Here is a 16,677-nt window from a genome sequence, read left to right as displayed (position 1 = left end):
TGATATGACAAATAAAGTTATATGTGAAATTCTTGTTAGAACCTGTGAGCAGGGATAATCCTAGCATAGTTTTTGCAAAAATGGCCGGGTATGAAAAAGGGTATAGTAATAAATTTTTTTGCTAAGTGTAGTGTGTTGATTTTTATGTTCGTGGCTTTGGCCGGCATACGTTCGCAAGCCCAGGAGGCACCGCAGGTTGGGACAGCCAGCTATTATGCCAATAAATTCAACGGGCGTAAAACTGCAAACGGCGAAATATTTAATAATAATGATTTTACCGCGGCGCATAATAAATTGCCATTAGGTACGTATGTTAAAGTGACGAACCTAAGGAATCATAAATGGGTGATCGTAAGGATCACGGATCGTTTACATTATGCCAATAAGAGGGTGGTGGATTTAACGCAGGCGGCAGCGAAGCGATTGGGTTTTTATTACCGTGGTTTAACGAAAGTAAAGGTTGAAGTAGTGAACCGTGAGTATGCGAGTAGCATCATCACGGCTCAAGAGTTATCTTACAACTGAAAGGTAGCGCTATTAAACTTTTACGATTCCGTATTTAATGGCGTATAGCACGAGACCTACGCGGCTTTTAATATCCAGCTTGATGAATAAGGCATCCCGGTAACCATCTATAGTGCGCGAGCTCAATCCCATTTCAGCAGCAATATCTTTATATGTCATTTCTGAAGCGGCTAATTTCAAGAATTGAATTTCCCTCTCTGTTAACTTGGGTTCTTCACTAATGGTTGAATTGGTGGCACGATGCAAAAATCTACCGGAAACGAGATCATTAAAATAATACCCGTTTTCAGATACTTCTTGGAGTGCCTTTGTTAGTTCTTGCGGATCTGTATCTTTCAATATATAACCGCGAGCGCCGCGTTGCAGCATCCGGGTAATCGCTTCTTCATTGTCGTGCATACTTAACGCCAAAATTTTCACATTAGGCGCATTCTCTTTGAGCCAAAGCGCTGTTTCATAACCATTCATTTCCGGCATATCGATGTCAAGCAAAAGAATGTCAGGCTCCTCGGCTTTTTTCAACTCCTGCTGCATACTAATACCATTATCCGCTTGGAAAACTACATCATACTCATCGAATGTATCGATAAGATTAGCCAATCCGGAGCGTAATAGTTTATGGTCGTCTACCAAGGCTACCTTAATTTTATCCATTACAGTATTGTAATTTTTATGACTATTTATATTTAATACCGGGTCCATGGGTTTAAATTTATTCGAAAATAATCTATCCACTATTCCCGGTACACCGTTAAAACACGGTTTATATAAACAATTATAGCTTTGAATTTAATAAAGCATTGATAATCAATCGGGATAAAATTAATAATCTATTATCTTTTCCAACAATCCATCATATGATCATTCGTCATGCCAACGGCTTGCATGAATGCATAGCAGATCGTTGAGCCGACAAACTTAAACCCTCTCTTTTTCAGATCCTTGCTCATCATATCCGAGATGCCGGTTTTTGCAGGTACTTGTGATAACGATTTGAACTGGTTAACGATCGGTTGATGCTCTACGAACGACCATATATAATGATCGAAGCTACCAAATTCCTTTTGCACGGCAAGGAAGGCCGCGGCATTAGAAATAGTAGCGGCCACCTTTAACTTGTTCCTGATGATACCGGGATTCGCTAAAAGCTCAGCAACTTTTTTATCACCATATTTGGCAATTTTTTTAGCATCCCAATTGTCAAAAGCTTCACGGTAGTTTTCACGCTTGGTAAGGACTGTGTACCAACTTAGTCCTGCTTGTGCCCCTTCGAGGTTGAGCATCTCGAACAACCTGGTGTCATCATGCAGTGGAGTACCCCATTCATGGTCATGGTAATCCATATATAATTTGTCCTTTAAACACCAGGCGCATCTTTTCTTTTCCATGTCACGTAAATTAAGTTCGCGGATTTATAATGGATTACGGGAATACACGGAATACATTACAACATTTATCGTGTGCCAAGTTAATGTATAATTTTCATTTAGGTTGGGTATATCTATGCCGGGCTGCCGTTATAGATTTAGAATCGATAAGTATGATCGTGAATTGGATTAGTGTTAATTAGGATTACATGGAATTCGCAATTAAGTAAGTTAACAGTTAAAATATTTAAAATAAATCAAGATGAATTTAAATAGCGAATTCCATGTAATCCTGTGATCTGAAATCAAAAGTTAATCCTTGAAAGTAGTTGGGTGGATTCGTGTTTGAATGTTTCTAATGCGGTGATCGTTTCGTTGATAAAGGTATTGTCATCCAGCTTGCCGATTACGGCTTCCATCTCTGCTACATTGTCATAACTCATTAAACGGAATGGATTTTTGTAATCTTTTTCGCGGGAGTGATAGATTCTATGGGCAATAATTTCTTGGGTAGCAATTGCCCGGTTGAATAATTGTCGCAATACTTTCATATCGATGTCGGGTAGGTTGTAACCTGCCACTTCGAGCATACTGGCCCAGGCATGTTTCAATTTCTCCTTTTTATAATCAGACCCGATTAGCTTGTACGCTTCATGTACGCTATCCCAACTATCTATCGTACCAGATTTGATATTATCTGTTAGCTTGTTCATCCGCGAGCGTGGCATTAGCAGTCCTCCAACATTGACCCAGGCTTCGCGATGGGCATCTGCAAAAAAATCCAACATGCTTTGCCAATTACTTAAACCCAGTTCCTCGGAATGAGCTACGAGGTTTTTAACACCGTACAACACGATTAGATCATGATAAAAACGATATATCTTATGCGCTTTTAGAAGCTTTACTTTCCTGTGGCTGTTTTCGATATTGTCGAGTAAAACTTCCAAACCAGCTACTATTTCAGGTTGATTCATCAGCAAATCGTGCCCGGTTTTCCTGAAGTCGCCTTCCAGTGGAAGTTGCTGTTGCAACAAATACGACTTACCAACTGCCGATGCCATGATGGGGAGTGATTCCATTAATTCTTCAACGCTATCAGGCGCCAGGTAATCATATTCTATGACAGGCATTTTATCGTTCCGTTTATCCCTGTCCACGTATTTCCAGCTATTCCTGGCGAGAGCGTACATATTATAGGTAAACCAATACCCCGCCATGATCTTCAACGAATTTTCATGTTCATCGTTAATGACCAAGCTGAAAGGGAAGGGGATATTCATTTCATGGCTATAAGTGCCTTTCGCGATCAAGGTAAAGGTTGGAAAGATGGAATTGTGTTTGAGGCTTACCGACAAACCCGGCCAGAAACCCCTGCCCGCAATTACTTCACCATCGGCTCCACGGGAGTTATGATTTGATCCTATCGTGGCTCCCGCTGCCATATTACTTTGACCCATAATCAAAGCTGCGCATAGGAACGAGTTATTATGGTGTTGTTCATGCGCAGGAAAGATTAAGGAGTTCAATACTTCGCAGCAGGAAATAGTCGCATTATTTCCAAGGAAAGAGTTGATGAGCCGGGCGCCGTATTTTAGTTGTGAATGCGATGCCAAGATAAAACGCACCGCTTTCACGCCGTAGAAAATGCGGCATCCATAACCGATAATCCCGTTTACCAACTCACAGCCTTCCCCGATTTGGGAAGGCGCTTGGGCGCTGCTGTTAACCGTCAAGTTTTTCAACTTGTTAGCGCCTTTGATATAAGCATCAGAACCAACCGCTACATCTTTAATGATATTGCAATGTTTGATGACGCTACGATCTCCTACAATACCATAGTACCCTCTTTTTTTATCAAATTTTTTCTCGGTAAATTCTTTGAATCTTTGTTGGATCTGTTGGTCATCTCGGTGCCGGGTCCATAAGTAAGCGTCACCGGGTAGCATGCCATCGAAAGGCATTACGGAGCGGTTGCCATTTTCGTTGCATAACTCCAACCATATCCTGAGCTTTTCATCTTCCCCGTCTTTAACGATGCCGTTCCCGAACTTGGCATAGTCGGTGGTGGCCATCTCATTAATATTAGCGAGGATGACTTCATTCCCGATGATATAATGGGAGAGGAAATTAACATTATGGATCACGATGTTGTCACCGAAATCACAAGATGCAATTGTACTATTATATAATCCTACGGGTAGGCGCAGGTTCCTGTATTCTAAGTAATAAGGTTCTAATTTACCAATGCGCACCAAGCCGTAAAAATGGCAGTGTTGTACCAGCTTCGGGTCAAATTCATCCGCTACGAAGATGTTGTTCCAATCATCGGAAGTATTATCATTGCGCACGAGTGTTTCTATCTCTTGCGCGTTTAATTTCCGGTAGGTTAATTGATTCCCTCTTTGCTGATCGCGCAGGTAGTATTCGTTTTTACCGTTTGGAAGGTATGCACCATCAATAAAATGATAGCCCAGGTCTTTTAACGGTTTTTTCTGTATACGGTTCATGCTGCTGCGATGTTAAGTGTTAATATTATTCTACGGTTACCGATTTAGCCAAATTGCGCGGCTTATCAACATCGTAACCTTTTAATACACCCACATGGTAGGCAAGCAATTGTAACGGGATAACAGATATCATCGGGGCCACCAGTTCATCGGCTTCCGGAACGATAATGACATCATCTGCCATGGCCGGGATCGTTTCATCGCCTTCCGTGATGATCGCGATCACTTTACCTTTACGGGCTTTAATCTCCTGGATGTTCGATACCACTTTCTCATAGTATGTATCTTTCGTTGCAACGAATACAACCGGTAAATTTTCGTCTACAAGTGCGATGGGACCGTGTTTCATCTCGGCGGCGGGGTAGCCTTCAGCGTGTATGTACGAAATTTCTTTCAACTTCAATGCGCCTTCCAAGGCAACGGGGAAATTGTACCCGCGACCGAGGAATAAAAAGTCGCGCGCATCTTTATATTTATCGGCGATCTCTTTTATTTGATCGTTCAGTTCCAATGCTGTAGCTACTTTATCAGAAACATCTTCCAACTCGTCCAGGAGGTGCTGAAATCTTTGCTCGCTGATCGAGCCTTTCTCTGCGGCAATTTTCAATGCAGTTAAGGTTAATACGGCCAATTGCGCTGTGAAAGCCTTGGTACTCGCTACGCCGATTTCCGGCCCCGCGTGGGTATAAGCTCCCGCTTGCGAGGCACGGGCGATAGAAGATCCTACCACGTTACAAATTCCGAGGATGATCGCACCTTTTTCCTTGGCGCTTTCGATTGCCACCAGGGTATCTGCGGTTTCGCCGGATTGTGAAACGGCGATGATCACATCCCCTTCACCGATTACCGGGTTGCGGTAGCGAAATTCTGAAGCGTATTCTACTTCCACCGGTATACGGCAGAGTTCTTCAATGATATACTCGGCCACCAGCCCCGCGTGCCAGGAGGTTCCGCAGGCTACGATTACGATCCTGTTGGCATTACTTAAAACATCGGCATACTCGCGGATACCACCCATGGTAAGTGTACCTTTTTTGGCATCAAGCCGCCCCCTTAAGCTGTCATAAATTGTTTGGGGTTGCTCGAATATTTCTTTCAACATGAAATGATCGTAACCGCCTTTTTCTATAGCGGCCAGTTCGATATCCAGTTTTTGTATATAAGGTGTTTGAATCTCGTTGGAAATATTTTTTAGGATCAATTCATCGGATTTGATAATCGCGATTTCATAATCATTGACATACACTACTTCCTTGGTGTATTCCACTATCGGGGACGCATCTGAAGCAAGGAAATGTTCGCCTTTCCCTACGCCGATCACGAGGGGGCTACCTTTCCTGGCAGCGATTAAGGTGCCGGGATTATCTTCGTCAATAATGACGATCACGTAAGCGCCGACAACCCTTTTCAATGCAATTCTTACTGCCTCTTCAAGCGAGCATTGATTGCTGTCCTTAATTTCTTCGATAAAGTGGATCAACACTTCCGTATCGGTATCACTTTTAAATGTGTGCCCTTTTTTAATTAATTCTTGTTTAAGAAGGGTATAGTTTTCAATGATACCATTATGGACTACGGCCAATTTACCGCTTGCAGATTTATGGGGGTGTGCATTTCTATCTGAAGGTTCCCCGTGGGTTGCCCAGCGGGTATGGCCAATGGCGATATGGCTATGCATATTTTTACCGCTGGCAAACTCTTCTAGCTCCGCGACCTTTCCTTTCTTCTTGTAGACTTCCAAGCCGGCATCATTCAAAATGGCTACACCGGCACTGTCGTATCCACGGTATTCTAATCTTTTTAATCCTTTTAATACCACGGGATAAGCTTCCCGTTGACCTATGTAGGCTACGATTCCACACATAATTAATTTGGGAGTTTTAATGATTATCTAACTACATTCTCTGGTTTTCAATGTCCAAAATGATGTACTTGAGTGAATTTACTACTAATTCAGGGTAATAAAGTACAAAAATAGGGTATTGAAAATTAAATGCCAAAGGCATCCCGGTTGCGTGGAATGCCTTTGGGTATGATTGATTTTGCACAAGTTACGAATTATTCTAAACTAAACTATTCTACATAATCCGGCTCGTAACCGTAATAGGTAGTATTATAACGAAAGTCATAAATAGTTCTTCTTAAGACTTTGTTAAATTGCGGCGCCAGGGCCTTTCCCGGATCATAAATTATGTCAGTTAACTGCTGTATATCTTGATTTGTGCTGAACTCCTTGATATTAGCGGGTTGTAATCCGCTTACGGCCAGGTACCATGTCAAGTCGTTTTTAGATTTTTTGTACTTGTAAAGGAACAACATCCTTGAACTGGGGCGGATCTCACTTTCGATGCCTGTAAACAATAATATTGATGAAACAACAATGGCCCGGTAAAATCCGGACCATTGTTATAAGTTATTTGTAGTGATTGTATTACAGAAGTGTTTCTTCGAATAATTTTAAAATTCTTTTATATTCATCCGTCCAGCTGGAAGGCTTGGTAAATCCATGATTTTCTACCGGGTACACGGCTAATTCCCAATTATCTTTACCCAATTCAATCAATCGTTGGCTCAAGCGAACGATATCTTGAAAATGAACATTCGTATCTACCATCCCGTGGCACATCAATAATTTACCTTGCAGGCCTGCTGCAAAATTGATCGGGGAGGAACGGGCATAGGCAATGCTGTCCGTTTGCGGTTCATTGAGAATGTTGGAAGTATAACCATGGTTGTAATGCGCCCAATCCGTCACGGAACGCAAGGCGGCGCCCGCTGCGAATGTGCCCGGTTTCGTAAACATGGCCATCAAGGTTATAAAACCGCCGTAGCTGCCACCGTAAATGCCTATACGCTTTGGATCGATACCGTATTTTTTAACGAGCAATGCCGCTGCATCTACCTGGTCATCGAGATCTTTACCTCCCATATGGCGGTAAATGCCCGTTCTCACATCCCGCCCGTAACCGGCGCTGCCGCGGTAATCGACATCAATTACAGTGAAGCCTCGATCTGCCAATAAATTGTGGAACATGTATTCCCTGGAGTAACTGCTCCACCATTTATGGGCGTTTTGTAAATAACCGGCGCCGTGTACAAAAATTACAGCTGCTCCATTTTTCTTCCCTGTTGCGGGTTGGTATAATCTTGCGTACACTTCTTGCCCATCGCTGGCTTGGAAAGTTATGACTTCCGGATCGCGCCAAGGGTAGGATTTAAATTCATCCGACATCGCCTTACCGGTTACCTGTATTGCTTTAGCGCCAGCCTTATTTTCTTGTACGTAAAGTTCCCAGGGTTTATTGCTGTAGGAATAACGGAAGGCAATCCATTTTTCATCCGGAGAAACACTCACTTCATTAGCTCCGGTCATTTGGGTAATCCTGGTTAACTTCTTGTTAGCAATGTTGAGATGATAAAATTGTTGCTCCCCGGGATGCACTTCATTGGTCGTGATGTAAAACGTTTTTTTATCAGCCGATAATTTCGCTTCCTGCACTTCAAATTTGCCCGAGGTTAAGGCATTTGTCTTCTTTGAAACGAAATTATATGTATACAAATGTGAATAACCACTTACTTCGCTTTGAAACCAGCAGGTGTTTTCATCGATCCAACCGATGTTGCCGCCGCCCATGCTCCAACCCAATCCCGGCCCGGCAATCCAAGCATCATCATGTTGCCGGTCCAAGGTTTGTAATTTACCAGTCGCCAATTCTACTGACATAAGCCAGCGGTCTTTATTGTCTTGCGAACGGATGTCGACAATTGCTCGCTGTCCATTTTCACTGTAAAACGGTCCATTTACAATGACGCCCCTAGCGGATGGTTTCGAGGAATCTTGCGGGTAATCTTTACGGTACGCAGGAATGTCCTTAATGCCGGGTATATCGGTTACATGTAATGCATAAGCAGTATCTTTTTCGCGGTCAAAGATGAAGGTTTCATAACTTCCTTGCGGAGAGCCGACCTTGGGTCTTGCATTGATTTCTGTAACATAACCGCTTTCATTTACCCAGCTAGGCACCATGGTATTTTTGTCCTTGGCATCGCGGTACAAGGTATAATTCACGAACCTACCATCCGGGCTGATATTCACCCTGGTAACCGTGCGATCTTGATAGGCGATTGGGTATATGCCTTTTTTATCGGGTAGGCTTTCCATGAAGGCTTCGCGGGCATCTTGCTCCGCTTTTTCTTCTTTTAACACATCAAATAATGCCAATTGTTGATCTTTCAACCAATCTTCCTGCGAGGATTTATCTTTCTTTTCCTTCTTGGTTTCCCTGCTTTTCGGGGCATTGGAAACAAAATTGGTCAATTGCGATGTGGTACCGTTCGCAATATCCCAGGCGTAAAGGTTTTGTTGCGACATGTAAACAATTTTTTCACCGTCAAGACAAAACTGGGGATTAAATTCGAAGCCGGTAGTGTGGGTAACCTGGATGGTTTTCCCTTTTTTTAGATCTAAATAAAAAATATCACCATCCTTGGCATAAGTGTAAGCTGTTTTCGCAGGGTTGTAATTTCCCGAGTTATATGCCCTAACATCAGCGCGTTCGATAGCCGGTGTAATTTGAGGTTTCCAATCATTTACTTTCACGAAATATAGGGAGTCGGAAACGGATTGCGTAGGATTCCAATCAAAGTAAATGACTTTGCTATCTCGCTGCCAGCGGATTCCATCGGGAGAAGTCCCGATCCATTTTTGATCCCGCATAATTTTTTCTACGGTCAATGGAGCCATTTGGGCTTTTAGTCCACCAAGGGGCGCCAGGGAAAGGATGAGTAGCAAACGTTTGTAAACTTGCATAGCTTTATCTCTTAAATTGAAGGTTTGATTTGTTGACACAGGGGTTTATTCCTGTAGATTTTGGTTGAATAGTTTAAAATTGTCTAATTTGTAACGCAATATAATAAACTACAAATCATGCGAAGGGTCTTAATGATGATCGGCGCCATTTTTACTTTGGCTGCCTGCCAGAACGGTGAGAAGAAAGTTGTGCAAGTTGCTGTACAGGAAGATACCACTTTTTTAACAGGGAAGTTTTTCCTGGTGCGGCATTCTGAAAAATTCCCGGGATATGACAGTTCCCTCACGGAAGAAGGTATGCAACGATCCGGCAACCTGTATTGGCTGCTGAAAGATAGCGGCATTCAAAAAATTTATACGACACGTTTTGTTAGGACGATACAAACCGCGGATTCGCTCCGTATATACAAAAAATTGGATACCGTCTTTTACCAGGCAGATACAACGGGCGAAGGACTCCTGGTGCAAATAAGCAAGCACCACGACTGGGGGAAGAAATTACTGGTAGTTGGGCATAGTAATACCTTGATTCCCATTATCAAAAGCTTGGGAGGCAAAGCGCCCTTGGATCATATCGCGGATGATGATTATAGCAATATTTTTATCGTAGATAAACCTTCCCAAAAGGATACAAAAGTGGAATGGGTACATTTTTAACTATAATAATGTGCCGTTTAACAAGGAGTATGCGACACTGAAATAGATGATTAACCCTGTAACATCTACTAGCGTGGCAACGAATGGAGCGGAAGATGTGGCCGGGTCGGCGCCGGCTTTCTTGAGAAGGATGGGAAGCATGGAGCCGGAAATAGTGCCCCAGATAACAACACCCATCAAGGTGATCGCTACCGTGATGCCGATCATGATGTAATGATCGCCGTAAGAATGGAAGATCAAGCTCCATACTACGATCCTGATAAAACCGATTAAGCCGAGTATCGTTCCAAGGAAAAAGCCGCTGGCTAATTCACGGCGCATAACCCGCCACCAGTCGCTCAGCTTTATTTCGCCAAGAGCCATCGCCTGGATAATCAATGTAGAGGCTTGTGATCCACTATTACCTCCGCTCGAAATAATAAGCGGAACGAATAATGCAAGTACGACCGCCCTGGCGATCTCGTCTTCGAAAAAAGCCATCGCCGTCGCGGTGAGCATTTCCCCGAAAAACAATATTATCAACCATCCGGCGCGTTTCTTGATCAGCCGGAATAATGAAATGTCAAGGTAAGGTTCATCCAGCGCTTCGGTACCACCGATCTTTTGAACGTCCTCTGTATGTTCTTCATTGGCAATCCATAACATATCGTCAATCGTTACGATGCCTAGCATGACGCCTTGGTCGTCTACCACGGGCAAGGCTACACGGTTTTCCATCCGGAAAGTCTGGATTGCCTCTTCCTGCTCCTCGTTAGCGTTTAATGATACAAAGCGGTTATCCATCAGCGCATTCACCTGCAAACTCGGCTCCACGAGGAGAAATTCCCTGATCCTGAAGTCATCGAGCAATACGCCGTTGTCATCTATAACATAAATTACATCGATCGTTTCACTATCTTTCCCGTGAATGCGGATATGATCTAATACTTTTTTCACGCTCCAATCTTCCTTTACGGCGATATAATCGGGCGTCATGATACGGCCCACGCTCGTTTCAGGGTATCCCAGCAATGATAGGGTGATCCTTCTCTCTTCAGGATCGAGTAATTTGATCAGCTCGGTCACCGCTGCGCTTGGCAGCTCCCCGAGGAAGGCGGTCCTATCATCAGGGGGGAGTTCGTTGAGGAGTTCTGCAATTTTAGGAGCGGGTAACAGTTTGATAATTTCCTCTTGTTCAGGGAATTCAAGTATTCTGAACGCTGCCGCGGCGCGGCTGATGGTCAGCAACTGGATTATCTTGGCGCCTTCTTCGGGCTCTTCCTCGATGATCTCCACGATGTCTGAAATCAGCTGGTCGTCCAAGTAGGTGTGCAAGGCTTTATAGTCGCCATTGCGCGATAATTCTTGGTATTGTTCTAGTAATACTTCATTTTCCATAAACCTTCTCCTGTGGGCGAAAATAAGAACAAAAGTCTAAAATGCAGTCATTATCAACACAACTAACAGGCTGGATCGATGCAATGTTGACTAAATACTATAAAATTTCACCTACATGTTTCCTGATATTTTTACTGATAGTTTCAGTTGGTAAGTCGTTCGCATCCCTGCCGAAAGGGTCTTCTATTTCTTCAGCTATCAGTTCTAAACTTGCAAGTACATAGAATATGAAAACAGACATTGGAATAATATAATACCCGACGCTGAATACATAACCAAAAGGTAATGTCATCACGTAGATGAATATGAATTTTTTAATGAAAGCGCTATACGAATACGGGATCGGGGTGTTCTTGATCCGTTCGCAGGCGCCGCAAACGTTGGTTAGGGTGTTTAGATCATTATTAAGGGTAATTAACTGGTCGCCTGAAATAATGTTTTGGCGGTAAAGCGTATGTACTTCCTGCAACATTTTGGCGGCGAGATGATTGGGGACATGGATATCGTGCGAAACCGCGGTTGGTTCAAAATCATGGGCCTCTTCCAGGTCTGCCGGGTGGTATATATTCCTCAAGTGATTTTTCAAGGCAAAGGCATAATTGGGAATCATGGTTCTGAAAAATTCCCTAGCGGGATTGCCGGGCGGTAAAATAGCATGGAGTTTAATCGCTAAGTTGCGGCAATCGTTGACCAATGCTCCCCATTGCTTGCGGCCTTCCCACCACCTGTCATAAGCGGTATTAGTACGGAATACCAATAACAATGATATCACGAAGCCGAGTAAACCGTGCATGGACGATAAGTTGCTCAATCCGCCTTTGCCGCTCAACTGCCATACTTCCAGTTCCAGGTAAGAAATGATTCCCGAGTAAATAGCCATGGAAATCAACATTGGCCATAACTTCTCGATGGTATCAGATTTATGAATCCTAAAAATGAACGTAAACCAATCTTTCGGGTTATAATTAACCATGATGAGGAATTTTCGGCAAAAATAGAGTTATCCCGGAATAATTACGGGGGTGTTTACTAACAAATTCAGCTTAAATTTTGATAACTAACTGGTTTAATGTTATTTTACGAATCATTAAAGAACAATATGATAAAACCATACTTGCAAATCAAGAAAATCAAAGGAAAAGGAAGAGGCGTTTTTGCAACGGAAATAATTCCTTCTGGCACCAGGATAGAAACATCGCCCGTATTAGTGTTGTCGAAAAAAGATACGGATAAAGTGGATAAAACATTTCTTCATAATTATATCTTCTTATGGGGTGAAAAGGAAACCCGCTCCTGTATTGCACTGGGATATTGTTCTGTTTACAACCATGATTACAACCCTAATTGTGAATACGAGATGGATTTCGAGAAGGAAACCATGAGTATCATTACCCGTAGGGAAGTTAAGAAGGGTGAAGAATTGTGCATCAATTACCATGGTGATGTGGAAGATCAATCCCCGGTTTGGTTCGATGTAAAGAAAAGTAAAACTAAAGCCAAGAAGTAGTAAACGATCCCTTCTAATAGGGTCGGATACAAAATATAATAATATTTCTTTTTGTATAGAAATAGGTAACTGGTTAAGGTAAGCTCACTGTGGGCTTACCTTTTTTTGTTGCTACTTTTCCTAAAATTCCCTAATATTGTTAAAATATATAAGTGCTTATATAATTTTATCACATGGGTTTTTATCATTCATTAGGATACTTGATTTTCGGCAGCAGGCTCAGGCGATTGAGTGAATATTTCTTATCGGAAGTTAATAAGGTTTATGAACAGGAAGGATTGGCTTTCGATGCCAGTTGGTTCCCCGTTTTCTACATTCTCTCTTCCAAGCAGCCGGTTACCTTAATGGATATGGCTACGCAGCTGGAAGTGTCGCATTCTGCGATCAGCCAGCTTGTTACCAGCCTCAAGCAGAAGGGCTTCGTGAAAACCAGCCGCTGTAAAGATGACGGCAGGCGACAATTGGTTGTGTTAACCAAGAAAGGTGAAGCGTTGTTAGCCGCAATTCAACCGGTTTGGTCGGCTATAGATATTGCCATGCGCCAATTGGCCACCGAACATGAAGAAAGCCGCAGGATTTTGGAGTCCATCTCCGCTATTGAACAATCTGTGCAAGGAGTGCCGCTGTCAGAGAGGATCCGGAAAGAACTCGATCATTCAACTAATATCATACAACAAAACAACTGTTAAATCATTTTACAATGATGCAATCTTTTAAATATGGCATCGATACCCTTAGTGTACATAAGGCTATTGCGATTGCTAATGGCCAGGTGAAGGGGATATTATGCCCGGAAGCCATAGAGCGTGTTGAAACCAGCTACGCTTACGTGCAGGAGATCGTTCAACATAACACAACGGTTTACGGTATAAATACAGGTTTCGGGCCGTTATGCGATACCAGTATCTCCGGGGAGGATACGAAGAAATTACAGTACAACATCCTCCAAAGTCACAGTGTTGGGGTTGGCGATCCCATCCCGGGCGAAGTGGCCAAGTTGATGATGATTACCAAGGTCCATGCCTTGGCGCAAGGATATTCTGGTATCAATCCAAAGACCTTGGAACGAATCATGTGGCATATCGACAATGATGTTATTCCACTGGTGCCGGAGAAGGGTTCTGTTGGGGCTTCCGGCGACTTGGCGCCCTTGTCGCACCTGTTTTTACCATTGATTGGTCTAGGGCATGTTTATTATAAAGGCGGGAAACGGGCAGCTGCGGAAATGTTACAAGCGGAAGGATTAGAACCTATCGCTTTAGGCCCGAAAGAAGGGCTGGCCTTGATTAACGGTACGCAGTTTATACTTGCTTTTGCAGTAAAAGCCGTATCCCGCTTGCATAATGCCCTCGAAGCTGCCGACTTGATCGGCGGTATGTCCCTCGAAGCATTGATGGGTACTAATAAACCTTTCGATCCCCGTTTACATCAAATCCGTCCTTTCCCGGGGAATCAATTAGTGGCGCACAGGTTAAACACCTTGCTGACGGGTTCCGAGATCATGTATTCCCATGTGGATTGTGGCCGTGTGCAAGATCCTTATTCTTTAAGATGTATGCCGCAAGTACATGGAGCTTCCCGCACCGCTTGGTTGCATCTGAAAGATCTTACGGAAATTGAGTTGAACTCCGTAACAGATAATCCCATCATCTTCTCAGCAGTAGATACGATCAGCGGGGGGAATTTCCACGGTCAACCGATGGCGCTACCATTGGATTATGCGACGGTAGCGGCAGCGGAAGTAGGTAATATTTCTGATCGCAGGAGTTACATGATGATCGAAGGAAGGTTCGGCTTACCCAAGTTGTTAACGGGTGATGCCGGTTTGAACAGCGGTTTCATGATCCCGCAATACACCACGGCAGCCTTGGTAACAGAAAATAAGACCCTCTGTTTTCCCGCGAGCGCAGATAGCGTTCCAACATCCCTTGGACAAGAAGATCACGTTTCGATGGGTTCCATCAGTGGCCGCAAGTTAAACCAGGTGATTTCCAACTTGGAATACATCTTGGCAATAGAGTTGTTATATGCGGCGCAGGCAATAGATTTCCGCAGGCCGTTAAAAACAACACCCGTCCTGGAAGCTTTACATCAATACACCCGTTCCAAGGTCAGCTTTGCAGATGATGATCGCATCTTCGCTTACGACATAGAAGCTTTGCAAGCAATTATTGCCGATGGTTCTTTTGTTAAGGCGGGCAATGATGCCGCCGCACAATTACAAATTCCTTTAAACGATATTTTATATGAACAGTTCCAACTTTCTTAAAGAATACGCGGCTCACCCGCATTATAAAGCGCCCCGTGGTGCGCAGTTGAATGCCAAATCTTGGCAAACGGAAGCGCCGCTGCGCATGTTATTGAATAACCTCGATGCAGAAGTGGCCGAAAATCCCGATGAATTGGTGGTATATGGCGGCATAGGCCAAGCAGCCCGTAACCGCGAAGCCTTGCAAAAAATCATCGAGACCTTGTTAACTTTAGATGAAGACCATTCATTATTAGTGCAATCAGGTAAGCCGGTAGGTTTGGTCAGGACACATCCGCAAGCGCCGAGGGTGTTATTAGCGAATAGTAACCTCGTTCCGAAATGGGCCACCTGGGAACATTTTAACGAACTCCGGGCGAGAGGTTTAATGATGTATGGACAGATGACTGCCGGAAGCTGGATTTATATCGGTACGCAAGGAATTTTGCAGGGAACTTATGAAACTTTTGTAGAATGCGGCCGGCAACATTTTAACGGGGATCTTTCCGGTAAATTATTAGTGACTGCCGGTATCGGCGGCATGGGTGGAGCGCAGCCGCTGGCTGCAACAATGGCCGGCGCTACCTTCCTAGGTGCGGATGTTGACCCGGCACGTATCCAAAAAAGAATAGACACGAAATATATCGATAAGATGACTTACTCGTACGAGGAAGCCATCAAATGGGTAATGGAAGCCAAGGAAAAAGGGGAAGCGATCTCCGTAGGCCTGGTGAGCGATGCCGGGGATATGCTTGAAAAACTGATCCGCGATGGTATTGTTCCCGATATCTTGACAGATCAAACATCGGCACATGATCCGATTAACGGCTATGTTCCGAACGGGTTGAGCTTAGAAGAAGCTGCCGCCCTGAGAAAGTCCGACCCTGCTGCTTATAAACAACGTTCATTGAAAAGCATGGCCCGCCATGTAAGCTTGATGTTGGATTTGCAAAAGCAAGGCGCCGTAACTTTCGATTACGGGAATAACCTGCGTGAATTTGCCAAGGAAGGCGGCGAAGCTAACGCATTTGACTTCCCCGGTTTTACGCCGGCTTATATCCGCCCGCTTTTCTGCGAAGGTAAAGGGCCATTCAGGTGGGTGGCGCTTTCGGGTGACCCGGAAGATATATACACGACCGACCGCGCGCTAATGGAAGCATTCCCCGGAAATGCGGCGTTGCATAACTGGTTAAAGAAAGCGCAGGAAAAAGTTGCTTTCCAAGGTTTGCCTGCACGCATCTGCTGGTTAGGTATGGGTGAAAGAGAAAAAGCCGGCCTCATCTTTAATGATCTCGTGAAGAGCGGCAAAGTGAAAGCGCCTATCGTTATCGGCAGGGATCACTTGGATTGCGGTTCGGTAGCTTCTCCTAACCGTGAAACTGAAGCCATGAAAGATGGATCCGATGCTGTTTCCGATTGGACTTTATTAAACCTGATGAGTAATACTGCCGGGGGAGCGACCTGGGTTTCCTTCCATCATGGTGGTGGCGTAGGTATGGGTTATTCTCAACATGCCGGCATGGTGGTATTGGCTGATGGTACTGATCGTGCGGCTGCCTGTTTATCCCGCGTGTTATTCAATGATCCCGCGATGGGGATTTTCCGTCATGCAGATGCCGGTTATGAGAAAGCGCTAGAATACCGGGATGATTTCGGTTTAACAATATAATTCACTGGTC

14 protein-coding genes are annotated in these 16,677 nt (G+C 44.0%); 6 read left to right on the top strand and 8 right to left on the bottom strand.

Annotation, left to right across the window (positions count from 1 at the left end; genetic code table 11):
* Positions 1 to 90 precede the first annotated feature (90 nt).
* Complete coding sequence (locus COR50_RS21105) at positions 91 to 525, top strand: septal ring lytic transglycosylase RlpA family protein (protein ID WP_098195840.1); 435 nt, start codon at positions 91 to 93, stop codon at positions 523 to 525.
* A 12-nt stretch (positions 526 to 537) separates the two neighbouring features.
* Here the strand turns inward: COR50_RS21105 and COR50_RS21100 are convergent, their stop codons facing one another.
* The 6 genes from COR50_RS21100 to COR50_RS21075 all read right to left on the bottom strand — a co-directional run bounded on the left by COR50_RS21100 (position 538) and on the right by COR50_RS21075 (position 9,209).
* Positions 538 to 1,179: a response regulator transcription factor gene (locus COR50_RS21100; protein ID WP_098196349.1), complete on the bottom strand. Its 642-nt coding sequence runs from the start codon at positions 1,177 to 1,179 to the stop codon at positions 538 to 540.
* Between the two features lie 179 nt (positions 1,180 to 1,358).
* Positions 1,359 to 1,913 (bottom strand): DNA-3-methyladenine glycosylase I, encoded by a 555-nt coding sequence (locus tag COR50_RS21095; protein WP_098195839.1) that lies wholly within the window; start codon positions 1,911 to 1,913, stop codon positions 1,359 to 1,361.
* Positions 1,914 to 2,197: 284 nt separating this feature from the next.
* Positions 2,198 to 4,399, bottom strand: coding sequence for a DUF4954 family protein (locus COR50_RS21090; protein ID WP_098195838.1), 2,202 nt, complete (start codon positions 4,397 to 4,399; stop codon positions 2,198 to 2,200).
* A 25-nt stretch (positions 4,400 to 4,424) separates the two neighbouring features.
* Positions 4,425 to 6,263 carry a glutamine--fructose-6-phosphate transaminase (isomerizing) gene (gene glmS, locus COR50_RS21085; protein WP_098195837.1) on the bottom strand — a complete coding sequence of 613 codons (1,839 nt, stop codon included), beginning with the start codon at positions 6,261 to 6,263 and terminating at the stop codon, positions 4,425 to 4,427.
* A gap of 209 nt (positions 6,264 to 6,472) precedes the next feature.
* Positions 6,473 to 6,679, bottom strand: a complete 207-nt coding sequence (locus tag COR50_RS21080; RefSeq protein ID WP_157761047.1) for a hypothetical protein — start codon at positions 6,677 to 6,679, stop codon at positions 6,473 to 6,475.
* Positions 6,680 to 6,830: 151 nt separating this feature from the next.
* Positions 6,831 to 9,209: a S9 family peptidase gene (locus tag COR50_RS21075; protein WP_098195835.1), complete on the bottom strand. Its 2,379-nt coding sequence runs from the start codon at positions 9,207 to 9,209 to the stop codon at positions 6,831 to 6,833.
* Between the two features lie 117 nt (positions 9,210 to 9,326).
* Between COR50_RS21075 and COR50_RS21070 the strand changes: the two genes are divergently transcribed.
* Complete coding sequence (locus COR50_RS21070; protein WP_157761046.1) at positions 9,327 to 9,866, top strand: histidine phosphatase family protein; 540 nt, start codon at positions 9,327 to 9,329, stop codon at positions 9,864 to 9,866.
* Here COR50_RS21070 and mgtE read toward each other — a convergent pair whose 3' ends face one another.
* Positions 9,867 to 11,243 (bottom strand): magnesium transporter, encoded by a 1,377-nt coding sequence (gene mgtE / locus COR50_RS21065; protein ID WP_098195833.1) that lies wholly within the window; start codon positions 11,241 to 11,243, stop codon positions 9,867 to 9,869.
* A gap of 97 nt (positions 11,244 to 11,340) precedes the next feature.
* On the bottom strand, positions 11,341 to 12,216 hold the full coding sequence (locus COR50_RS21060) for a bestrophin family protein (protein WP_098195832.1): 876 nt from the start codon (positions 12,214 to 12,216) through the stop codon (positions 11,341 to 11,343).
* A gap of 126 nt (positions 12,217 to 12,342) precedes the next feature.
* Here COR50_RS21060 and COR50_RS21055 point away from each other — a divergent pair, with 126 nt between their 5' ends.
* The 4 genes from COR50_RS21055 (at position 12,343) to hutU (ending at position 16,667) form a co-directional block, all read left to right on the top strand.
* Positions 12,343 to 12,750: an SET domain-containing protein gene (locus COR50_RS21055; RefSeq protein ID WP_098196348.1), complete on the top strand. Its 408-nt coding sequence runs from the start codon at positions 12,343 to 12,345 to the stop codon at positions 12,748 to 12,750.
* 173 nt (positions 12,751 to 12,923) lie between these two features.
* Positions 12,924 to 13,439, top strand: coding sequence for a MarR family winged helix-turn-helix transcriptional regulator (locus COR50_RS21050; protein WP_098195831.1), 516 nt, complete (start codon positions 12,924 to 12,926; stop codon positions 13,437 to 13,439).
* An 11-nt stretch (positions 13,440 to 13,450) separates the two neighbouring features.
* Entirely contained in the window at positions 13,451 to 15,019 is a 1,569-nt protein-coding gene (hutH, locus tag COR50_RS21045; protein ID WP_098195830.1) for a histidine ammonia-lyase, read from the top strand.
* On the top strand, positions 14,997 to 16,667 hold the full coding sequence (gene hutU / locus COR50_RS21040; RefSeq protein ID WP_098195829.1) for a urocanate hydratase: 1,671 nt from the start codon (positions 14,997 to 14,999) through the stop codon (positions 16,665 to 16,667). Before hutH ends, hutU begins: the two co-directional genes overlap by 23 nt.
* Positions 16,668 to 16,677 lie beyond the last annotated feature (10 nt).

It is taken from the genome of Chitinophaga caeni (assembly GCF_002557795.1).
In the GTDB taxonomy this organism is placed as follows: domain Bacteria; phylum Bacteroidota; class Bacteroidia; order Chitinophagales; family Chitinophagaceae; genus Chitinophaga; species Chitinophaga caeni.
Note: the sequence above shows the minus strand (reverse complement) of the source record. Positions and strands in the feature narration are given on the sequence as shown.